Below are 16,168 nucleotides of genomic sequence, written 5' to 3'. Positions count from 1 at the left end.
CATGTGGCTGCGCAGCTATTCGACTTCGCTGTACCTGTTTCTCTACGCACCGATCGCGTTGATCGTGCTGTTCAGCTTCAACGCCGGGCACAGTGGCCTGGCGTTCGAATGCTGCTCGGTGCAATGGTTTGGTCGCGCGTTTGGCAACCCGTTCATCATGGAGGCACTGGGGCATAGCGCGTTCATTGCCTTCACTTCAGCGGTGATTGCCACGCTGTTCGGCACGCTCGCGGTGTTCGGTTTGCAACGTGCCGGCGCCAAAGTGCGGCTGCTGTTCGATGCGCTGACCTATTGCGCAATCATCGTGCCCGGGATCGTCATCGGTATCTCGACACTGATTGCGTTCATTAGCCTGTTCGACCTGATCAACCCGTTGCTGGCGAGCTGGATACCGAGCGTTCCACGGTTGAACATGGGCTTCTTTACCGTGATCGCCGCGCACTCGCTGTTCACCATGGCATTGGTCATGGTGATCGTGCGCAGCCGCGTCGACTCACTGGACAAGGCCTTGCTGGAAGCCTCGGCCGACCTTTACGCCCCCCCAATGCAAACGTTCTGGCGGGTCACCCTGCCGCAGATCGGTCCGGCGATCATGGCCGGGTTTCTGCTGGCGTTCACCTTCAGCTTCGACGATTTCATCATCGCGTTCTTCGTCGCCGGTTCCGAAACAACCTTACCGATCTACATCTTTTCATCCATCCGCCGCGGCGTGACCCCGGAGATCAACGCGGTTTCGACCGTCATCATCTGCGCGTCGCTGGCGCTGCTGTTCACTTCCCGTCACCTGCAAAACCGCCGCACCGGCGTCCAGGAGTCTCACCATGCGTGATCAGCTTTACATCAACGGCGAGTGGGTCAGCCCGGATCTGGGCGGTTACCTGGACGTCATCGACCCGGCCACCGGACAGGCTTTCCATCGGGTCGCCGCGGGCACCGAAGAAGACGTCGATCATGCGGTGCGCGCCGCCAGGCGAGCGTTCGATAACGGCTGGAGCCAAACCACTGGCGCCGAGCGCGCGCAGTGGCTGGAAGCGTTGGCTGATGAACTGGACAGCGGTCAACAGGCGTTGGCTGAACTGGAAGTGCGCGACAACGGCAAACCGTTGCCCGAAGCGCAGTGGGACGTTGGCGATGCAATCGGCTGCTTTCGTTACTACGCCGGGTTGGCCCGGGAACTGGATCAGCAGCAAGACCAACCGCTGGCGCTGCCGGACGAACGCTTTCGCTGCCGCATCCGCCATGAACCGATCGGCGTTGCCGGGCAGATCATCCCCTGGAATTACCCGCTGCTGATGGCCGCGTGGAAGGTCGCACCCGCCTTGGCCGCCGGGGCCACGCTGGTGTTGAAACCGTCCGAACTGACACCACTGACGGCGCTGGAACTGGCCGCGGCCGCCGACCGCATCGGTCTGCCGGCCGGGGTCCTGAACGTCGTGACCGGTCTTGGAGCCGACGCCGGCGGTCCGCTCACCGAACACCCTGGCGTGGACAAACTGGCCTTCACCGGCAGCGTGCCCACCGGGGCAAAAATCATGTCGGCGGCCGCTCGCGACATCAAGAACATCAGCCTGGAGCTGGGCGGAAAGTCTGCGTTCATTGTGTTCGACGACGCCGATGTCGAAGCGGCGGTGGAGTGGATACTGTTCGGGATTTTCTGGAACCAGGGCCAGGTGTGCAGCGCCACTTCACGCTTGCTGGTACAGGAAAACATCGCCTCGCGGTTGATCGAGCGACTGGTTGAGGAAACCCGCAAGATCACCATCGGCCCAGGGCTGGAACCCGGCGTGTTGTTGGGCCCTTTGGTCAGTCGGGGTCAACACGACAAGGTCCTCGGCTTTATCGATCAGGGACTGGCCAGCGGCGCACGCCTGCTCACCGGAGGTCGGCAGCCGGCGTATCTGCCAGAGGGTTATTTCATCGAACCGGCCATCTTCGACGAGCCCGGACACAGCAGCATCCTCTGGCGCGAAGAGGTGTTCGGCCCGGTGCTGTGCATCAAGCGCTTCAAGACCGAAGAGCAAGCTTTGCAAATGGCCAACGCCAGCCGCTTCGGCCTCGCCGCCGCCGTGATGAGTGCTGATTTGCAACGTACCGCCCGCGTCGCCAACCAACTGCGCGCCGGGATTATCTGGGTCAACTGCTCGCAACCCACCTTCGTCGAGGCGCCGTGGGGCGGCATGAAACACAGCGGCATTGGCCGGGAACTCGGCCAATGGGGGCTGCACAATTATCTGGAGGTGAAGCAAGTGACCGAATACGTCAGCGACCAGCCATGGGGCTGGTATCTAAAATAGACGGTCGGCGCTTCAGTTCAAATACCAGCCCCAGGCCCCGCCGTTGTACCGGGTGATCTGCTTGGTTTCGAGGTAGTTGTTGTAGCCCCACTCACCCAGCTCGCGGCCAATACCGCTCTGCTTGTAGCCGCCCCAAGGCGCTTCCACGAAGGTCGGTTGCGAGCAGTTGACCCAGACGATCCCGGCGCGAAAGCGTCGGGCGACCCGTTCGCAGCGTGGAATATCACGGGACATGACGGCCGCTGCCAGGCCGAAGGGCGAGTCATTGGCCAGGCGTATCGCTTCGGCTTCCGTGTCGAATGCGCGCAGGCACACCACCGGGCCGAAAATCTCCTCGCGCCACACCGAACTCTGTTCCGGCACATCGGCGAAAATCGCCGGGGTCAGGTAGTAGCCCTTCTGTAGATGGGCCGGACGAGCGCCGCCCGACACCAGTCGCGCACCCTCTTCCTGACCGGCCGCAATCGCTTCAAGGACTTTGTCCCGTTGCCCTTGGCTGACCAGCGGCCCGAGTTTCACACCGTCGGTAAAGCCTTGGCCGATCCGGATCTGCTCGGTGGCAACGATCAAACGCTCCAGCAGCGCCGGGTATAACGCGCGCTCCACCAATACGCGCGAGGTGGCCGAACAGACCTGGCCCTGATTCCAGAATATCCCGAACAGAATCCACTCCACCGCCGCGTCGAGGTCACTGTCGGCGAAGATCACGAAGGGCGATTTACCGCCCAGCTCCAGACTGATGTTTTTGATCTCGGCCGCTGCCGCTTGCATGATCTTGCGCCCGGTCGGCACGCTGCCGGTGAAGGCGATCTTGTCCACGTCCGGGTGCCCGGCCAGCGATGCGCCAGCCTCACGCCCCAGTCCCGTGACGACATTCAATACCCCCGCCGGCAAGCCTGCCTGATCGGCAATGCCCGCCAGTTCAAGGGCGGTCAGCGGTGTGAGTTCCGACGGCTTGAGCACCACGGTGCAGCCAGCCGCCAGTGCTGGAGCGACTTTCCACGACGCCATCAGCATCGGGAAATTCCACGGAATGATCGCCGCGACCACACCCACCGGCTCCTTGATCACCGAAGAACTGAAGCGCTCATCCGGCACGCTGATCGCCTGCTCGCTGTGTTGATCCGAACCTTCGGCGAGGCCTGCATAGAAGTCGAAACAACCGGCCGTGTCGGCAATGTCCCATAGCGCTTCGGGCAGCGGTTTGCCGTTGTCGCGTACTTCGATGGCGGCCAATTCGTCCTGACGCGCACGAATGCCATCGGCGATTCGCCGCAGTACGTGTGCCCGCTGCGCGCCTGTCCAGCGTGGCCAATCACCTTCGTCGAATGCCGTGCGTGCAGCGCTGACAGCCAGGTCGATATCGTCCGACGTGGCGGCGGCGACCTGCGCCAGAACCGATTCATCGCTCGGGTCAACGGTCTCGAAAACTCCACCCTGTACCGGCGCGATCCATTCGCCGCCGATGTACAGCCGTAGATAATCACGCATGGCAAACTCCTTCATTCAGCGGCTGCTCCAGCCGAATATTTTCCAGACGACTGAAAGCGTCGACCCGCACCCCGCTGCCCACGCTCACCCCCGGTCCAAACACCACGCAAGGTTCGATGCATACGTCCCTGGCCAGCTGCGTATCAGCACTGAAGAACACCGTATCCGCCGCCATCAGGCTGACGCCCGACTGCATGACGGCTTGGCGTCGACGCTGCTGGAAAAGCTGTTCGGCAGCATGCAATTGCTCGCGATCATTGACCCCGAGCACGTCGTTTTCATCGACCTCCACCGCCGTCACTTGCAGCCCGGCGCTGTTGGCCACGGCCACTGCGTCGGTGAGGTAGAACTCGCCTTGCGCGTTTTGGTTGCCTATGCGTTCCAGCAACCAGAGACAGGTGTCGGCACGCAAGCCCATGACACCGCCATTGCAGAAGCCGACTTCCAACTCTTGCGAGCTGGCGTCCTTGGCTTCGCGGATTGCCAGCAAGCGACCCTCTTCCACCAACAGTCGCCCATAAGGCCCGGGGGTTTCAGTGTGAAACCCGGCAACCGCAACCGCTGCACCGTCGATCAGCGTCTGACGTAGCTGCAACAACGTCTGCGCACTGATCAACGGTGAATCACCAAACAGCACCAGCACGCAGCCCTGCTCATGAGCCTGTAACGCGGCGCGAGCGGCGAGCAACGCGTGCGCCGTGCCCAATTGTTCGTGCTGGGTAAACAACTGCGCCGTGGGCGCAGCCTGTTGCAAGTAATCGGCAACCGGTCGACTGCCAGCACCCAGCACCACCGCCACTTGCTCGATGCCCGCCGCCTCGACCGCCGCCAGCACATGGCCGAGCAGCGGTCGATTACCCACCGGGTGCATGACTTTCGGCAGCTGCGAACGCATGCGAGTGCCCTGCCCGGCCGCGAGAATCACCGCCAGGGTTGACCAGGAAATGTTGTCGCTCATTGCGATCCTCCCAAGTACCGCGGCGTTAAACCTGATCGCGATAGAACACGTCGTCGGCATACGGATACCACCAGTCCTGAATCTTCGGCTGGTGATCGATGATGACCATTTTCGAGCGCCGGAACGCTTCAAGGCCCTGACGCCCTAGTTCGCGTCCCAGGCCCGACATCTTCCAGCCACCAAACGGCAGCGCGTCGTTGTCGATCAGTGGGTTGTTGACCCAGACCATCCCGGCTTCGAGACGTTCGGCGGCCTCCATCGCTTCGGCAAGATCGGTTGTGAACAGCGATGCACCGAGACCGAACGGCGAGTCATTGGCCAGACGCACCGCTTCGTCGAAATCGCTGACACGGCAAATCGCCGCGACGGGGCCGAAACACTCTTCCTGGAGAATCGCCATGTCGCGGGTCACGCCGGTGAGAATGGTCGGTTCGTAGAACCAGCCCACCGTGTGCTGTGGCGGAATCCGCCCGCCGCACACCAGCGTCGCACCTTTGGCCAAGGCGTCGTCGACCAGGCGCATGACTTTGTTGCGTGCGGCTTCGCTGACCATCGGCCCGACTTCCGTACGCTCCAGACCATGGCCTATGCGCAAGGCGCGGGTACGTTCGGCGAACTTCTCGACGAACTCATCGTGGATCTCTTCGACCACGTAGAAGCGCTCTGCCGAGGTGCAAATCTGCCCGCTCAGGTGGAACGCGGCGGTCACAGCTCCCGCCGCCGCGACGTCCAGTGGCGCGTGTTTTGAGATGATCAGTGGGTCGCTGCCGCCGGCCTCGATCACGCACGGTTTCATCTGTTCTGCACAGGCCACCGCCACCGCTTTGCCCGCCGCGACGCTGCCGGTAAAAGCCACGGCGTGAGTCCCGGTCGACTTCACCAGCAGCTGTGCAGTCACCGCATCGCCCGGTACGCAAGACACCAGACCCGGCAACAGCGAAGTGAAATGCTCCATGAATTTGAGTGTGCAAAGGGTTGTGGCTTCGGCCGGTTTGACGATGCAGGCGTTACCCGCCGCCAGCGATGCAGCGACCGTCCAGCACATCAACAGGATCGGAAAGTTGAACGGCATGATGTGCACGCTGACGCCATACGGCTCATAACGCACATGCTGGAACGAGCCGATCTGCGTGGTGCCGGCGACCTTGCCCGCATCGTCCCGGGCCATTTCCGCGTAGTAGCGAAAGATCGGCGCGCAGTTCGCCAATTCGCCCATGGCTTCGGGAAACGGCTTGCCCATTTCCAGGGTCATCAACCGCGCCACTTCGCGGTTGCACGCGACGTCCTGCTCGATGGCATTGGCCAACTGATGCAAGCGCGCGGCACGGCTTTTGGCGTCGATCAACCGCCATTGTTTTTGTGCGGTGGTGGCGGTATCGACGGCGGCTTGCACGTCGGCGTCGCCGCATACGCCGACTTGCCCGACAGGTTGCAGCGTCGCCGGGTCAAGCACTTCGCGGGCGCGGGTATTCGTCAGGGGCAGGTACTCGGCGTTGATGAAACGCAGGGCAGTGTCAGTGTTAAACGTGGTCATGGGATGATCCTTGATCCAATCGATAAGGGGTTTCGCGCAACGTCGCCAAGGTCGCGGGCGGTAGATCCTCGCGCCAACCCGGTACGTGCCGGTTGAGCCAATCGCGCAGCGGAGCAAAGGCCTCGGCGTCCAGCGCTCGAACAAACAAACCGAGGGTGCGTGGCAGATGCGCCAGGTAACCGTGCTTGCCGTCGCGGCCCGCCAGGCGCACAAAAATCCCCAGCACCTTGGCGTGACGCTGGGCGGCCAGCCGCCGGTAATCCTCGAGAAAACGCGGCGCATTGAGCTCCGGACGTTGCATCAGGTAGTGCGTCAGCAGCGCCACGCGCAATGCTTCGGGCACGTCGCGGCGAGCATCTTCGAGCAACGACATCAAGTCGTACGCCGCTGCACCGATCAGTGCGTCCTGAAAATCCAGAAGTCCGCAAGCGGCGACGCCTTCGCGGCCTTCCAGCAGCATCAGGTTGTCGACGTGGAAGTCGCGCAACACCAAGGCTTCGCGACGTTGCGCGACATCGCTGCAAGCTTTGGCGAACAGCGTCAGAAACGACTCGCGCAGGTTGAGCGCCGCCTCCTTGCCAATCAGCAGCGGGATGTACCAGTCGATCAGCAGCGCACACTCGTCACTCAGTTGTCGGGCATCGTAAGGCGCCATTTCTGCCGCCGGTGGTACGCGATGCAACGCCACCAGCGCATCGACGGCCAAGCGATACAGCGTCGCTTCCGGATGCCCCGCCGCCAACAATCGGGTGTAGGTGTCGTGACCGAAATCTTCGATCAACGCCAAACCCGCTACTTCGTCAACCTGCACCAGGGCCGGCGCGGAAAGCCCCAGCCCGTGCAAGTGACGGGCGACCTGCACAAATGGACCGATCGGCTCACTGTGCGGTGGCGAGTCCATCAGCAGCAAACCTTCACCGTTTAAACGAAAGTAGCGCCGGGTCGAGGCATCTGCTGGCAATGCAACCAGCTGCGCCTCGGCGAAGCCGGCGCGTGCCAGAAAGGCTGAGCGCTGGTCCTCACGCGTTGGTGATAACGCACGTGTTTCAGTCATGGCATTCACCGGATCATGTAGACCTTTTTCACCGTCTCGTGGACGGTGCATACGCCTTTCCAGTCCTTGCGGAAAAAGGCGGCCGTGTCGGGTTTGATCTCGATCACTTCGCCGGACTCATGGACGTAAGTGCAGCGGCCTTCGAGGAAATGGCAGAACTCGTCGCTGGTGACATGGCAAAACCATTTACCCGGCGTGCAGATCCACACACCGCACTCGGACTGGCCTTCGTGGCCCTTGTGCAGCACCACGCCAGAGACATGGGATTGACCTTCGAGCATGGTCGGGATCACGCCCCAATCCTTGACGTCGGTGATGCTCAGCGGGTCGTACAGAAACGGGGTAGTCATGTGTTGCTCTCCAAAAAAAATTCAGGCTCAAGCCAGCATGTAAACGTTGCGCAGGGTTTCCCGGACGTGGCATTCACCGGTCCAGCCAGCCGGGAACAACACCAGTGTGTTGGGACGCACTTCGATCACTTCACCGTCGTCATTGCGGTAAGTGGCATGGCCTGCGATGAAATGGCACAGCTCGTCACGGGGAATCGACAGTCGCCAGCGACCGGGCGTGCAGACCCAAAGTCCGGTTTCCGGACTGTTATTCGGGCCTTTGAACAACAGTCGGCCGCTGGAGTGCGAGACGCCTTCGACGGCGTCGCTCTGCACACCCCAGTCCACCAGATCGGTGCGACTGCTGACGGCTTCGAGGTACGGCGTAAAACCCGCCGTGGTGTTTTGATCAGGCATTGTTAAGCACCTTGTCGAGAATGTCGGCCGCGTCCGCTGGCCCTTTGCGTGATTGCATTTGCACGCTGGTGTGCTGCAAGCGTTGGCGCATCGCCTCGTCGTTGAGGCAGGCGGCGAGTTTTTCCGCCAACTGCGCTTCGCTCCAGTCGTAGCGATCGAGCTTGAAACCGTGACCGCTTTCTTCGGCGCGCATGGCATTGTCGTGACCGTCCCAGACGTACGACATGACAATCGCCGGTTTGCCGAAGAACAGGCACTCGGTAAAGCTGTTGTTGCCGCCGTGGTGGATCACCGCATCGACCTGGGCAATCACCGACGGCTGCGGGAACCAGTTGGAGATCAGCACGTTGTCCGGCAGGTCCGGGTATTCATCGAGGTGCTCACCGACATTGAACAGTGCGCGGTAAGGCAACGTGCCTACCGTCGCAATCAGGCGCTTGAGCAAATCGACATCGCCGGAACCGAGGCTGCCAAAACTGACGTAGAGCAATGGCTTATCGTTGTTGGCGCGGAACTCGGGGATCTCGTACGTCGTATCGTGACGCACGCACCCTTGCAGGTAGTGGAAACGCTCGGCCGGCAACGGATGACGGCGCTCGAACTTGACCGCGTCCGGGTACAGCAACAGGTTCATGTAAGGAGAGGCTTCGAAGAACGTGCCGAGCGGATACGGCTGCTCGCCATGAGCTTGCAGGAACTGGTTGAAGTCTTCGTGGATCGGCCCGATCTCGTCTTCAAAACGCTGCCGAAACTGTGCGTGACCGGCCTTGTCGTCGATGCTCATGCCCGACAGGTGCGGCGGGATATCCGGGTCTTCGATTTCGTTTTCCGAGCAGGAAATGATCCGCACCCAGGGCTTGCCGTATTGCTTGATCGCCGGGAACAGGATCACGTTGTCGACGCAGATCAGGTCAGGTTTGACCTTGTCCAGCACCGCTGGCAGATCCTTTTGCGCCCACTTCGCGGTGTCGACGATGGCGGCCCAGCATTCCTTTACGTAGTTGTCGATTTGATCGAGTGGCGATTTGCGAAAGTTGGGAATGTGGCCGTTGATGAAATCGACCCAGTAACGGGCCATTTCTTCGGCCGGCATGGGCGCCGACATGTTGACCATGTGCTCTTCAAAACCATACCCGGCATACACGCCACTCATGCCCGGGTCGGTGAGGAATACTGCTTTGTGGCCGAGGGCTTCGCACGCCTGGGCAATACCAACTGAATTCAGCGCCGGGCCATAAGCGGCTTCCGGAAAGAAGGCGATCACTTTCTGTTTCATTGAGCGGTACTCCTGCCTGGTCTTTTTTTATTGTTCAGCGCGTCAGAACACGGGCGTGGCGAGCCTGCCAGCCGAGCCGGACGCTCATACCGATAGCAAAATGAGCAAATTCGAATTGCGAGGACGGCACCCGGACGATCAAGGCCTTGTCGCTGAGCGCCGTCTGCACATGCACGTTGGTGTCGAGGCCGTGATAGGCGATTTCGACGATGTTGCCGGTCACCCGATTGGCGCAGTCGTCGCCCTCCTCCACCAGCACCTGTAAACGTTCCGGGCGAACGACGACGGCAACCTTTTGCCCCGGAATCAACGGCGCGTCGGTCTCGACTACTAGCTCCTGGCCGTTGACGCGCACCGAGTGCTCGCCCGAACGTACGCCTTCAAACAGATTGCTGACGCCGATAAAGTTGGCGACAAATCGGCTGTTGGGATTTTCGTAGAGTTCGGTCGGGCTGCCGCACTGACAGACCTTGCCGCCATCGAGCACGGCCATGCGATCCGACATCACCAACGCTTCTTCCTGATCGTGGGTGACGATGATGAAAGTGATGCCGCTCTCGAGCTGCAGGCGTTTGAGTTCGAGCTGCATTTTTTCCCGAAGCTTTTTGTCGAGTGCGCCCAACGGCTCATCGAGCAGCAACACCCGCGGCCGTTTAACCAGCGCCCGCGCCAGTGCGACACGCTGACGTTGACCACCGGAGAGCTGATCCGGTTTACGGTCCGCCAGCTCACCGAGCTGCGCGGTGCTCAGCACTTCATCGACCCGGCGACGGATCTCCGACTCCGGCAGACGCTCCATCTCCAGCCCGTAGGCGATGTTCTTGCGCACGGTCATGTTGGGAAACAGCGCGTAAGACTGGAACATCAGGTTCAGTGGACGCTTGTTGGCCGGCAGCGGCGAGATGTCTTTGCCATCCAGATAAATGCAGCCGGCGCTGGGTGTTTCGAAACCGGCGAGCATACGCAGCAGTGTGGTCTTGCCGCAGCCGGACGGACCCAGCAGCGCAAAGAACTCGTTCTCGCGGATGTTCAGCGACACCTCATCGACCGCCAGACCGTTGCCATAAGACTTGCTGACCTTGTCCAGGATCAGTACCGCAGATGAATTATTCATGGGTGCGAGGAGCCTTGTTGAGACGCTGCGAAGCCAGCAGCGCGGTGATGCTGACCAGCATCACCAGCGTCGCCAGAGCGTTGATTTCCGGGGTGACGCCAAATCGGATCATGGCGTAGATCTGCATCGGCAACGTGGTGGACGCCTGGCCGGAACCGGAGTTGAAAAAGGCGATGATGAATTCGTCCACCGACAAGGTGAACGAGAGCAACCCACCCGCCAGCACGCCGGGGAAAATCGCCGGCAGCAGCACCCGGCGAAAGGTGGTGAACCAGCTCGCCCCCAGGTCGATCGAGGCTTCGAGAATCGAATAGTCGAAGTGTTTGAGCCGCGTGCGCACCACAGCGCAAACGAATGCGATGTTGAACACGGCGTGGCTGATGATGATCGAGTGCAGACCCAGCCCAACCTTGAGCAGGTTGAAAAAGCTCAGCAGCGCAATCGCCAGGACGATGTCGGGAATGATCATCGGCGCCATCAGCAAGGTGTCGACGACTTGTCCCTTGTCATTGCCCTTGCGGCGCAACTCGATGCCCAGCGCCAGGAACGTCCCGAGCACGCAGGCAATGAATGTCGCCGACAGCGCGACGATCAAGGTGTTGAGGGCCGCCGACAAAATGGCCGAGTTATGCGCCAGCGCCACGTACCACTTCAGCGATACGCCGCCCCAGGCCGTGGGCAAACCGGACTTGTTGAACGACAGCAGGATCAACACCAGGATCGGCACATAAAGGAAGGCGTAAACCAAACCCAGGTGTGTGCCGAGTACCGTGCCGCCAACCGAACGTGACTGACTCATGCGCGGCCCCCTTCTGCACGGCGGGCAACCAATGCCTGAACGAACAACAGAATCAGCATGATCGCGATCAGGAAAAAGCTCAGCGCCGCACCGAACGGCCAGTCCCGCGCCGTCAGGAATTGCGAGTAGATCAGGTTGCCGACCATCTGCACCTGCTTGCCGCCCAACAGGTCGGCGGTAATGAAGTTGCCGATGCTCAGGACGAAGACAAACACGGCGCCGGCCGCAACCCCGGGAACGCTCAACGGCAGAATGATCCGCCGAAAAGTCATCCAGCCTGAGGCACCAAGGTCTTTTGAGGCATCCCAGAGTTCGTTGTTGATCCGTGACAGCGAAGAGAAAATCGCCAGGATCACAAACGGGATGTAGTTGTAGACCAGCCCCAGCACCACCGACGCTTCGGTGTACAGCAAGCTGATCGGTTCGCCGCTGTAGCCGAACATCTGCAGCATCCGGTTGATCAAGCCTTCGCGATTCAGCAGGACGATCCAGGCATAGGTGCGGATCAGGTAGTTACTCCAGAACGGCAGCATCACCAGAAACAGGAACACCCCTTGCCGGCGCCGGGGAGCACGCGCAATGGCGTAGGCGGCCGGGTAGCCGATCAGCACCGCAAACACCGTCGCCAGACCGGCGATCTTTGCCGATTTGAGCAAGATGCCCAGGTACAGCGGATCGAACGCACGCTGGTAGTTTTCCCAGGTAAACAGCCAGTCGATACCGCCATAAGCTCCGCGCTCGACGAAGCTGTAGACCAGCACCAGCAGGCACGGAATCACCAAAAAGGTCAGCAGCCAGCCAAAGCCGGGCGCAAGAAGCCAGGCCGACAGACGCCTGTCAGCATGCAAAGCACTCATTACCCATATCCTCCCGCCCCGGAACGGAGGCGGCATGCGAGCGTGGCGAGGCATGCGGGGCATGCCTCGATTCGGTGCGGCTTACGTTTTGTGAGGCTTAGTTCTGTGCTGCCATGATTTCGGTGACGGCCCGGGTGTAGGCCTTTTGCGTCGTGCCACCCAGATCGCGCAACTGTTCCATCTTCAACAGCTCGCTCGGGGCGATCGTCAAGTTGGGGTATTGCTTGAGCAGGTCAGCGGACAAACCCGCCATTGCGGCCTGGTTGGGGATTTTGTAGAGGATGTTTTCAGCCACCCATACGTGGTTTTCCCTGGCGAGCATGAAGTTGACGAACTTGAACGCCTCCTCCTGATGCTTCGAGCTTTTCAGCACGACCATGGTGTCCACCCAAAGGTCGGAACCTTCCTTGGGCACGACAAACTTGATGGCCGCATTGGCTTGGGTGCCGTAGTTGCACCAGCCATCCCACGCGTGCGCCATCAGCGATTCGCCGGAAGCGAGCTTGGAGTAGAAGGTGGTGTCGTCGAAGGAGAGGATGCGTTTCTTGGTAGCGATCAACTGATCGCGGACGGCGGCGATCTGTTTGGGATCGTTGTCGTTGACCGACCAACCCTTGGCCAGAAAACCGGCCCCGAGCATCCAGCGGTCAGTGGCGAGCATCGTCACTTTGCCTTTGAGCGCATCGCTCGGGTTGAGCAGTTCGTTCCAGCTCGTCGGCGCCGGCGCGACCTTGTCGGAGCGGTAGCAAATCCCGGTCGTGCCCCAGGTGTACGGCACCGAGAAATGGTTGCCCGGGTCATATTCCAGCTGGGTGGCTTCGGGATAGAGGTTTTTAAGATTGGGGACTTTGACGGGATCGATATCTGCCAGCAGGCCTTGCTTGTGCAGGACTTCGGCGAAGGGAGAGGAGACAAACACCACGTCATAGCCTTCACCGCCAGACGCCATCAGCTTGCCCATGATTTCTTCGTTGGTCGCGTGCAACGCCTTGTCGACGTCAACGCCGCTGGCCGCTTTGAACTTGTCCAGCGCCTCCGGGGCCATGTAGCCGTCCCAGATCGAAATCACCATGTCTTTTGCACTTGCGGCCTGTGAAGCGATCGCCAGGGAGACACTCAATCCCAGACACATAAGGCCTTTCAGCTTTCTCATAATACTCACCCGACGATTGATTATTTTTGTGTTCGAAGGCAGTACGGTGTAAAGAGAAACGATTGCGTGTGTTTTTTTTTAGAAATTAGGACCAGCGCGATTCGATGTCAACGGTTTTTTTTGCGCCTGACGGTTTTGCGATGCATGACATAAGATGAGCACCTGAGTCGACGCGCCCAAAAGAGATAGACGCTTGAGCACAACACCCGAGAAGAAACCCCGCACCAACCACCTGGAACTCGCCCGCCGGATTCTGGAGCACACCCAGGAAACCGGGCTGGTGGCCGGCGACCCGGTCGCCGAACAAGCGCTGGCGCGAACATTCCAGGTGTCCCGCACACTCATTCGTGGCGCACTTAAAGTGCTGCTGGAAGAAAACCTGCTGAGTCATGAGGCCGGCAAAGGCTATCGACTGATCGCGCCGCCGAGCGGCCAGGCGTTCAATGCCGCATTGCCACAAGCCGAGGAAGAAGAGCTGGCGACCTCGGTGCTGCGCGACCGCATGGCCGGACGCCTCGGGGACAGCATCAGCATCAGCGAATTGATGCGTCGTTACGATATCGGCCGGCCGGCCGCTCAAAAAGCCCTGCAACAATTGAGTGAAAGCCAGGCCATCGAGCGCGGCCCCGGCCAGTCCTGGCTGTTTCGCCCTTCACTGAACAGCCTCGCCGCCCTCGAAGAAAGCCTCAAATTCCGGCTGATTCTGGAGCCGGAAGCCCTGCTCAGCCCTAACTTCAACGCCGACCCACAACGCCTGGCGTTACTGCGAAGCGCTATGCAAACCTTGCTCTCGAGCCCCGTAGAGCATTTCGATACCCAGCAATTTCGCGAACTGGATATCAGCTTCCATGAACTGCTCGGCCAGAGCTGCGGCAATCGTTTTATCGGTGACGCCCTGCTCCAGCATCAGAGCCTGCGGCGCCTGCCGAATCTGTTGCTGACCGTCAGCGTGCACCGCCTCCAGGAAGCCCTGCGCGAACATCTGCAAATCATCGCGCACATCGAGCGTGGCCAGCTGGAGATCGCCGCCGACCTGCTGCGACTGCACCTGCGCCTGAGCGCCGCCCAGCGCCCGCAAACCGCAAACCGCGGCATCCCGCAAGGCCAGTTGTTCGGGCGTCGCTGAACAGCTCAAAAAACATGATGATTTTTTTTATAAAATAAGACAGGATCCAGTCATCTTCAGGCACGGCGGGCTGTACCCGCCTTGGACGTCCTCGCCATGCACACTCAAAAACTTATCGCCTTGTTTCCGGAAGCCAGTTTCGGCGCGGCCTTGAACTGCATTGGTATCGCCCAATCGCTGCGTGAGCTGGGAGCAAAACCGGTCTTTATCTGCCACGAACATTTTCAGGGACTCTTCGCCGAATACGGCTTCGACGAGTACCCGATTCCACAAGCCAGTCCGTTGTCGGCAGCGGAACACCAGCATTACTGGGAACGGTTTATCGAGCGCAACATTCCCTACTTCGACCAGACTCCGCTGGCACAGATCGACAGTTATGTGGCGCCGGCCTGGGAAGCCATTATCGACACCGCGATAGAAGCGGAAAAACCACTGCAACAGTTGCTCGGGCGCCTTAAACCGGACGTCATCGTCCTCGACAACGTGGTCATGTTCCCCGCCATCGCCAACGCGGGATGCCCGTGGGTGCGGATGGTTTCCTGCGCTGAAACCGAACTGCCGGATGCCGCCGTGCCGCCGTATTTGTCGGGCTGCCTGGCGGACGACGTAGATGCCCGCGAACGTTTTACCGAGCATTACCAGAAAGCCGTCGCGCCGGCCCATGAACGCTTTTCGCAGTTTCTCGCGAGCAACGGCACAGCGCCCTGCCCACCCGGTCAGTTCCTCAACGATTCACCGTGGCTCAACCTGTTGCTGTCGCCGACGCCGGTGCGTTATGAACGCCAGTTGCCGCTGGACCCGCAGCGCTATGTGTACCTCGACGGTTGCGTACGCCGCGAGGCGCCTTACATCGTTCCCGACTTCCCACGGCACAACGACGCGCCACTGATCTACATCAGCTTCGGCAGCCTCGGTGCCGCCGACACCGACATGATGAAACGCCTGATCGGGACCATCGAAACCCTGCCCTATCGCTTTCTCATCAACGTTGGCGCCTATCGGGACATGTACACCACCGTCCCGGACAACGTGTATCTGGACAGCTGGTTTCCACAGCCGGCCGTACTCAAGGAGTGCCAGCTGTTCATCCACCACGGTGGCAACAACAGCTTCTGCGAAGCGCTGTACTTCGGCTTGCCGTCACTGATCATTCCTTACTGCTGGGATGGTCACGACAACGCCGTACGCGCCGAGGAAGTCGGCGTCGGCCGTTACTTGCCGCGTTTTGCCGATCCGCTGTCCGCGCTACCCGGCGCACTCGAACAACTGCTGGCCGATCAGTCGATGAAACAGCGCCTCGAAGCGTTCAGCAAAAATATGCAGGCGACTCGCGGCACTGACATTGCGGCGCGAGCGATCATGTCGTTGCCTGACGCCTAGCGGTTTCGACGCCACCCCTGAGGATCATGAACACCTTGCGCACCGGCGTCAGGTTTTCCCAGGTGCCTTTGAAGCCCGCGGCGACCACAAACGTGGCGCCGGCCTTGAACTCCTGGCTGACACCATTGCTGTCGGTCAGACGAACGTGTCCTTCGAGTAAATGACAGAGTTCGTCGTAGTCGCATTCACATCGCTCGAGGTGCTCCGGCGCTTCCCAGATGCCACCGACCGCTTTTTTCTCCGGCGCCACAAAGTGCCGCCAGCTACGGCTGCGATACGGGGCGTCGACCACTTCGGGATCGCTGGTTTCCAACTCGACCACGGGCAAATCGGGGTTGGCAAAATCGATGATGTGATCAGGTTTACTCATGGTCATTCTCACTCCA

At 60.5% G+C, this 16,168-nt stretch carries 16 protein-coding genes; 4 read left to right on the top strand and 12 right to left on the bottom strand.

The window, feature by feature from the left end; translation table 11 throughout:
• The first annotated feature begins 1 nt into the window (after position 1).
• Both AC3IUE_RS12125 and AC3IUE_RS12120 read left to right on the top strand, forming a co-directional pair.
• A complete protein-coding gene (locus AC3IUE_RS12125) occupies positions 2 to 829 on the top strand; it encodes an ABC transporter permease (RefSeq protein WP_489267641.1) in 828 nt (275 codons plus the stop codon).
• The gene (locus tag AC3IUE_RS12120) at positions 822 to 2,294 is read left to right on the top strand and encodes an aldehyde dehydrogenase family protein (RefSeq protein WP_347805013.1); all 1,473 of its coding nucleotides are present in this window, start codon (positions 822 to 824) and stop codon (positions 2,292 to 2,294) included. Before AC3IUE_RS12125 ends, AC3IUE_RS12120 begins: the two co-directional genes overlap by 8 nt.
• Positions 2,295 to 2,306: 12 nt before the next feature.
• On the opposite strand, the gene AC3IUE_RS12115 is transcribed toward AC3IUE_RS12120, so the two are convergent.
• The 11 genes from AC3IUE_RS12115 to AC3IUE_RS12065 form a co-directional block, all read right to left on the bottom strand.
• The gene (locus AC3IUE_RS12115; protein ID WP_489267639.1) at positions 2,307 to 3,785 is read right to left on the bottom strand and encodes an aldehyde dehydrogenase family protein; all 1,479 of its coding nucleotides are present in this window, start codon (positions 3,783 to 3,785) and stop codon (positions 2,307 to 2,309) included.
• Complete coding sequence (locus tag AC3IUE_RS12110) at positions 3,778 to 4,743, bottom strand: NTP transferase domain-containing protein (RefSeq protein ID WP_489267637.1); 966 nt, start codon at positions 4,741 to 4,743, stop codon at positions 3,778 to 3,780. The genes AC3IUE_RS12115 and AC3IUE_RS12110 overlap by 8 nt, the downstream gene beginning before the upstream one ends.
• Positions 4,744 to 4,768: 25 nt before the next feature.
• A complete protein-coding gene (locus AC3IUE_RS12105) occupies positions 4,769 to 6,277 on the bottom strand; it encodes an aldehyde dehydrogenase family protein (protein ID WP_489267635.1) in 1,509 nt (502 codons plus the stop codon).
• On the bottom strand, positions 6,264 to 7,331 hold the full coding sequence (locus AC3IUE_RS12100; protein WP_489267633.1) for an aminoglycoside phosphotransferase family protein: 1,068 nt from the start codon (positions 7,329 to 7,331) through the stop codon (positions 6,264 to 6,266). Before AC3IUE_RS12100 ends, AC3IUE_RS12105 begins: the two co-directional genes overlap by 14 nt.
• A 5-nt stretch (positions 7,332 to 7,336) precedes the next feature.
• Positions 7,337 to 7,681: a cupin domain-containing protein gene (locus tag AC3IUE_RS12095; protein ID WP_489267631.1), complete on the bottom strand. Its 345-nt coding sequence runs from the start codon at positions 7,679 to 7,681 to the stop codon at positions 7,337 to 7,339.
• Between the two features lie 27 nt (positions 7,682 to 7,708).
• Positions 7,709 to 8,077 (bottom strand): cupin domain-containing protein, encoded by a 369-nt coding sequence (locus AC3IUE_RS12090; RefSeq protein WP_489267629.1) that lies wholly within the window; start codon positions 8,075 to 8,077, stop codon positions 7,709 to 7,711.
• A complete protein-coding gene (locus tag AC3IUE_RS12085; RefSeq protein ID WP_489267627.1) occupies positions 8,070 to 9,353 on the bottom strand; it encodes a nucleotide disphospho-sugar-binding domain-containing protein in 1,284 nt (427 codons plus the stop codon). The genes AC3IUE_RS12090 and AC3IUE_RS12085 overlap by 8 nt, the downstream gene beginning before the upstream one ends.
• A gap of 34 nt (positions 9,354 to 9,387) precedes the next feature.
• On the bottom strand, positions 9,388 to 10,467 hold the full coding sequence (locus AC3IUE_RS12080) for an ABC transporter ATP-binding protein (RefSeq protein WP_489267625.1): 1,080 nt from the start codon (positions 10,465 to 10,467) through the stop codon (positions 9,388 to 9,390).
• A complete protein-coding gene (locus tag AC3IUE_RS12075; protein ID WP_134101625.1) occupies positions 10,460 to 11,266 on the bottom strand; it encodes an ABC transporter permease in 807 nt (268 codons plus the stop codon). Before AC3IUE_RS12075 ends, AC3IUE_RS12080 begins: the two co-directional genes overlap by 8 nt.
• Positions 11,263 to 12,123, bottom strand: a complete 861-nt coding sequence (locus AC3IUE_RS12070; protein ID WP_489267622.1) for an ABC transporter permease — start codon at positions 12,121 to 12,123, stop codon at positions 11,263 to 11,265. The genes AC3IUE_RS12075 and AC3IUE_RS12070 overlap by 4 nt, the downstream gene beginning before the upstream one ends.
• Before the next feature lie 97 nt (positions 12,124 to 12,220).
• Complete coding sequence (locus AC3IUE_RS12065) at positions 12,221 to 13,195, bottom strand: polyamine ABC transporter substrate-binding protein (RefSeq protein ID WP_489267620.1); 975 nt, start codon at positions 13,193 to 13,195, stop codon at positions 12,221 to 12,223.
• Positions 13,196 to 13,469: 274 nt separating this feature from the next.
• On the opposite strand from AC3IUE_RS12065, the gene AC3IUE_RS12060 reads away from it, so the two are divergent.
• Both AC3IUE_RS12060 and AC3IUE_RS12055 read left to right on the top strand, forming a co-directional pair.
• Positions 13,470 to 14,402 carry a GntR family transcriptional regulator gene (locus AC3IUE_RS12060; protein WP_489267618.1) on the top strand — a complete coding sequence of 311 codons (933 nt, stop codon included), beginning with the start codon at positions 13,470 to 13,472 and terminating at the stop codon, positions 14,400 to 14,402.
• Positions 14,403 to 14,498: 96 nt separating this feature from the next.
• Positions 14,499 to 15,782 carry a nucleotide disphospho-sugar-binding domain-containing protein gene (locus AC3IUE_RS12055; protein WP_489267616.1) on the top strand — a complete coding sequence of 428 codons (1,284 nt, stop codon included), beginning with the start codon at positions 14,499 to 14,501 and terminating at the stop codon, positions 15,780 to 15,782.
• Here the strand turns inward: AC3IUE_RS12055 and AC3IUE_RS12050 are convergent.
• On the bottom strand, positions 15,760 to 16,152 hold the full coding sequence (locus AC3IUE_RS12050) for a cupin domain-containing protein (RefSeq protein ID WP_489267614.1): 393 nt from the start codon (positions 16,150 to 16,152) through the stop codon (positions 15,760 to 15,762). The two genes, AC3IUE_RS12055 and AC3IUE_RS12050, sit on opposite strands and share 23 nt — an antisense overlap.
• Positions 16,153 to 16,168 lie beyond the last annotated feature (16 nt).

Source organism: Pseudomonas sp. GL_093, from assembly GCF_057837605.1.
Note: the sequence above shows the minus strand (reverse complement) of the source record. Positions and strands in the feature narration are given on the sequence as shown.

Bases quoted from the DNA above. Each gene is read 5' to 3' on its own strand.
- AC3IUE_RS12125 (WP_489267641.1), top strand. From the start codon at position 2: ATGTGGCTGCGCAGCTATTCGACTTCGCTGTACCTGTTTCTCTACGCA.
- AC3IUE_RS12120 (WP_347805013.1), top strand. From the start codon at position 822: ATGCGTGATCAGCTTTACATCAACGGCGAGTGGGTCAGCCCGGATCTG.
- AC3IUE_RS12115 (WP_489267639.1), bottom strand. From the start codon at position 3,785: ATGCGTGATTATCTACGGCTGTACATCGGCGGCGAATGGATCGCGCCG.
- AC3IUE_RS12110 (WP_489267637.1), bottom strand. From the start codon at position 4,743: ATGAGCGACAACATTTCCTGGTCAACCCTGGCGGTGATTCTCGCGGCC.
- AC3IUE_RS12105 (WP_489267635.1), bottom strand. From the start codon at position 6,277: ATGACCACGTTTAACACTGACACTGCCCTGCGTTTCATCAACGCCGAG.
- AC3IUE_RS12100 (WP_489267633.1), bottom strand. From the start codon at position 7,331: ATGACTGAAACACGTGCGTTATCACCAACGCGTGAGGACCAGCGCTCA.
- AC3IUE_RS12095 (WP_489267631.1), bottom strand. From the start codon at position 7,681: ATGACTACCCCGTTTCTGTACGACCCGCTGAGCATCACCGACGTCAAG.
- AC3IUE_RS12090 (WP_489267629.1), bottom strand. From the start codon at position 8,077: ATGCCTGATCAAAACACCACGGCGGGTTTTACGCCGTACCTCGAAGCC.
- AC3IUE_RS12085 (WP_489267627.1), bottom strand. From the start codon at position 9,353: ATGAAACAGAAAGTGATCGCCTTCTTTCCGGAAGCCGCTTATGGCCCG.
- AC3IUE_RS12080 (WP_489267625.1), bottom strand. From the start codon at position 10,467: ATGAATAATTCATCTGCGGTACTGATCCTGGACAAGGTCAGCAAGTCT.
- AC3IUE_RS12075 (WP_134101625.1), bottom strand. From the start codon at position 11,266: ATGAGTCAGTCACGTTCGGTTGGCGGCACGGTACTCGGCACACACCTG.
- AC3IUE_RS12070 (WP_489267622.1), bottom strand. From the start codon at position 12,123: ATGAGTGCTTTGCATGCTGACAGGCGTCTGTCGGCCTGGCTTCTTGCG.
- AC3IUE_RS12065 (WP_489267620.1), bottom strand. From the start codon at position 13,195: ATGGTGATTTCGATCTGGGACGGCTACATGGCCCCGGAGGCGCTGGAC.
- AC3IUE_RS12055 (WP_489267616.1), top strand. From the start codon at position 14,499: ATGCACACTCAAAAACTTATCGCCTTGTTTCCGGAAGCCAGTTTCGGC.
- AC3IUE_RS12050 (WP_489267614.1), bottom strand. From the start codon at position 16,152: ATGAGTAAACCTGATCACATCATCGATTTTGCCAACCCCGATTTGCCC.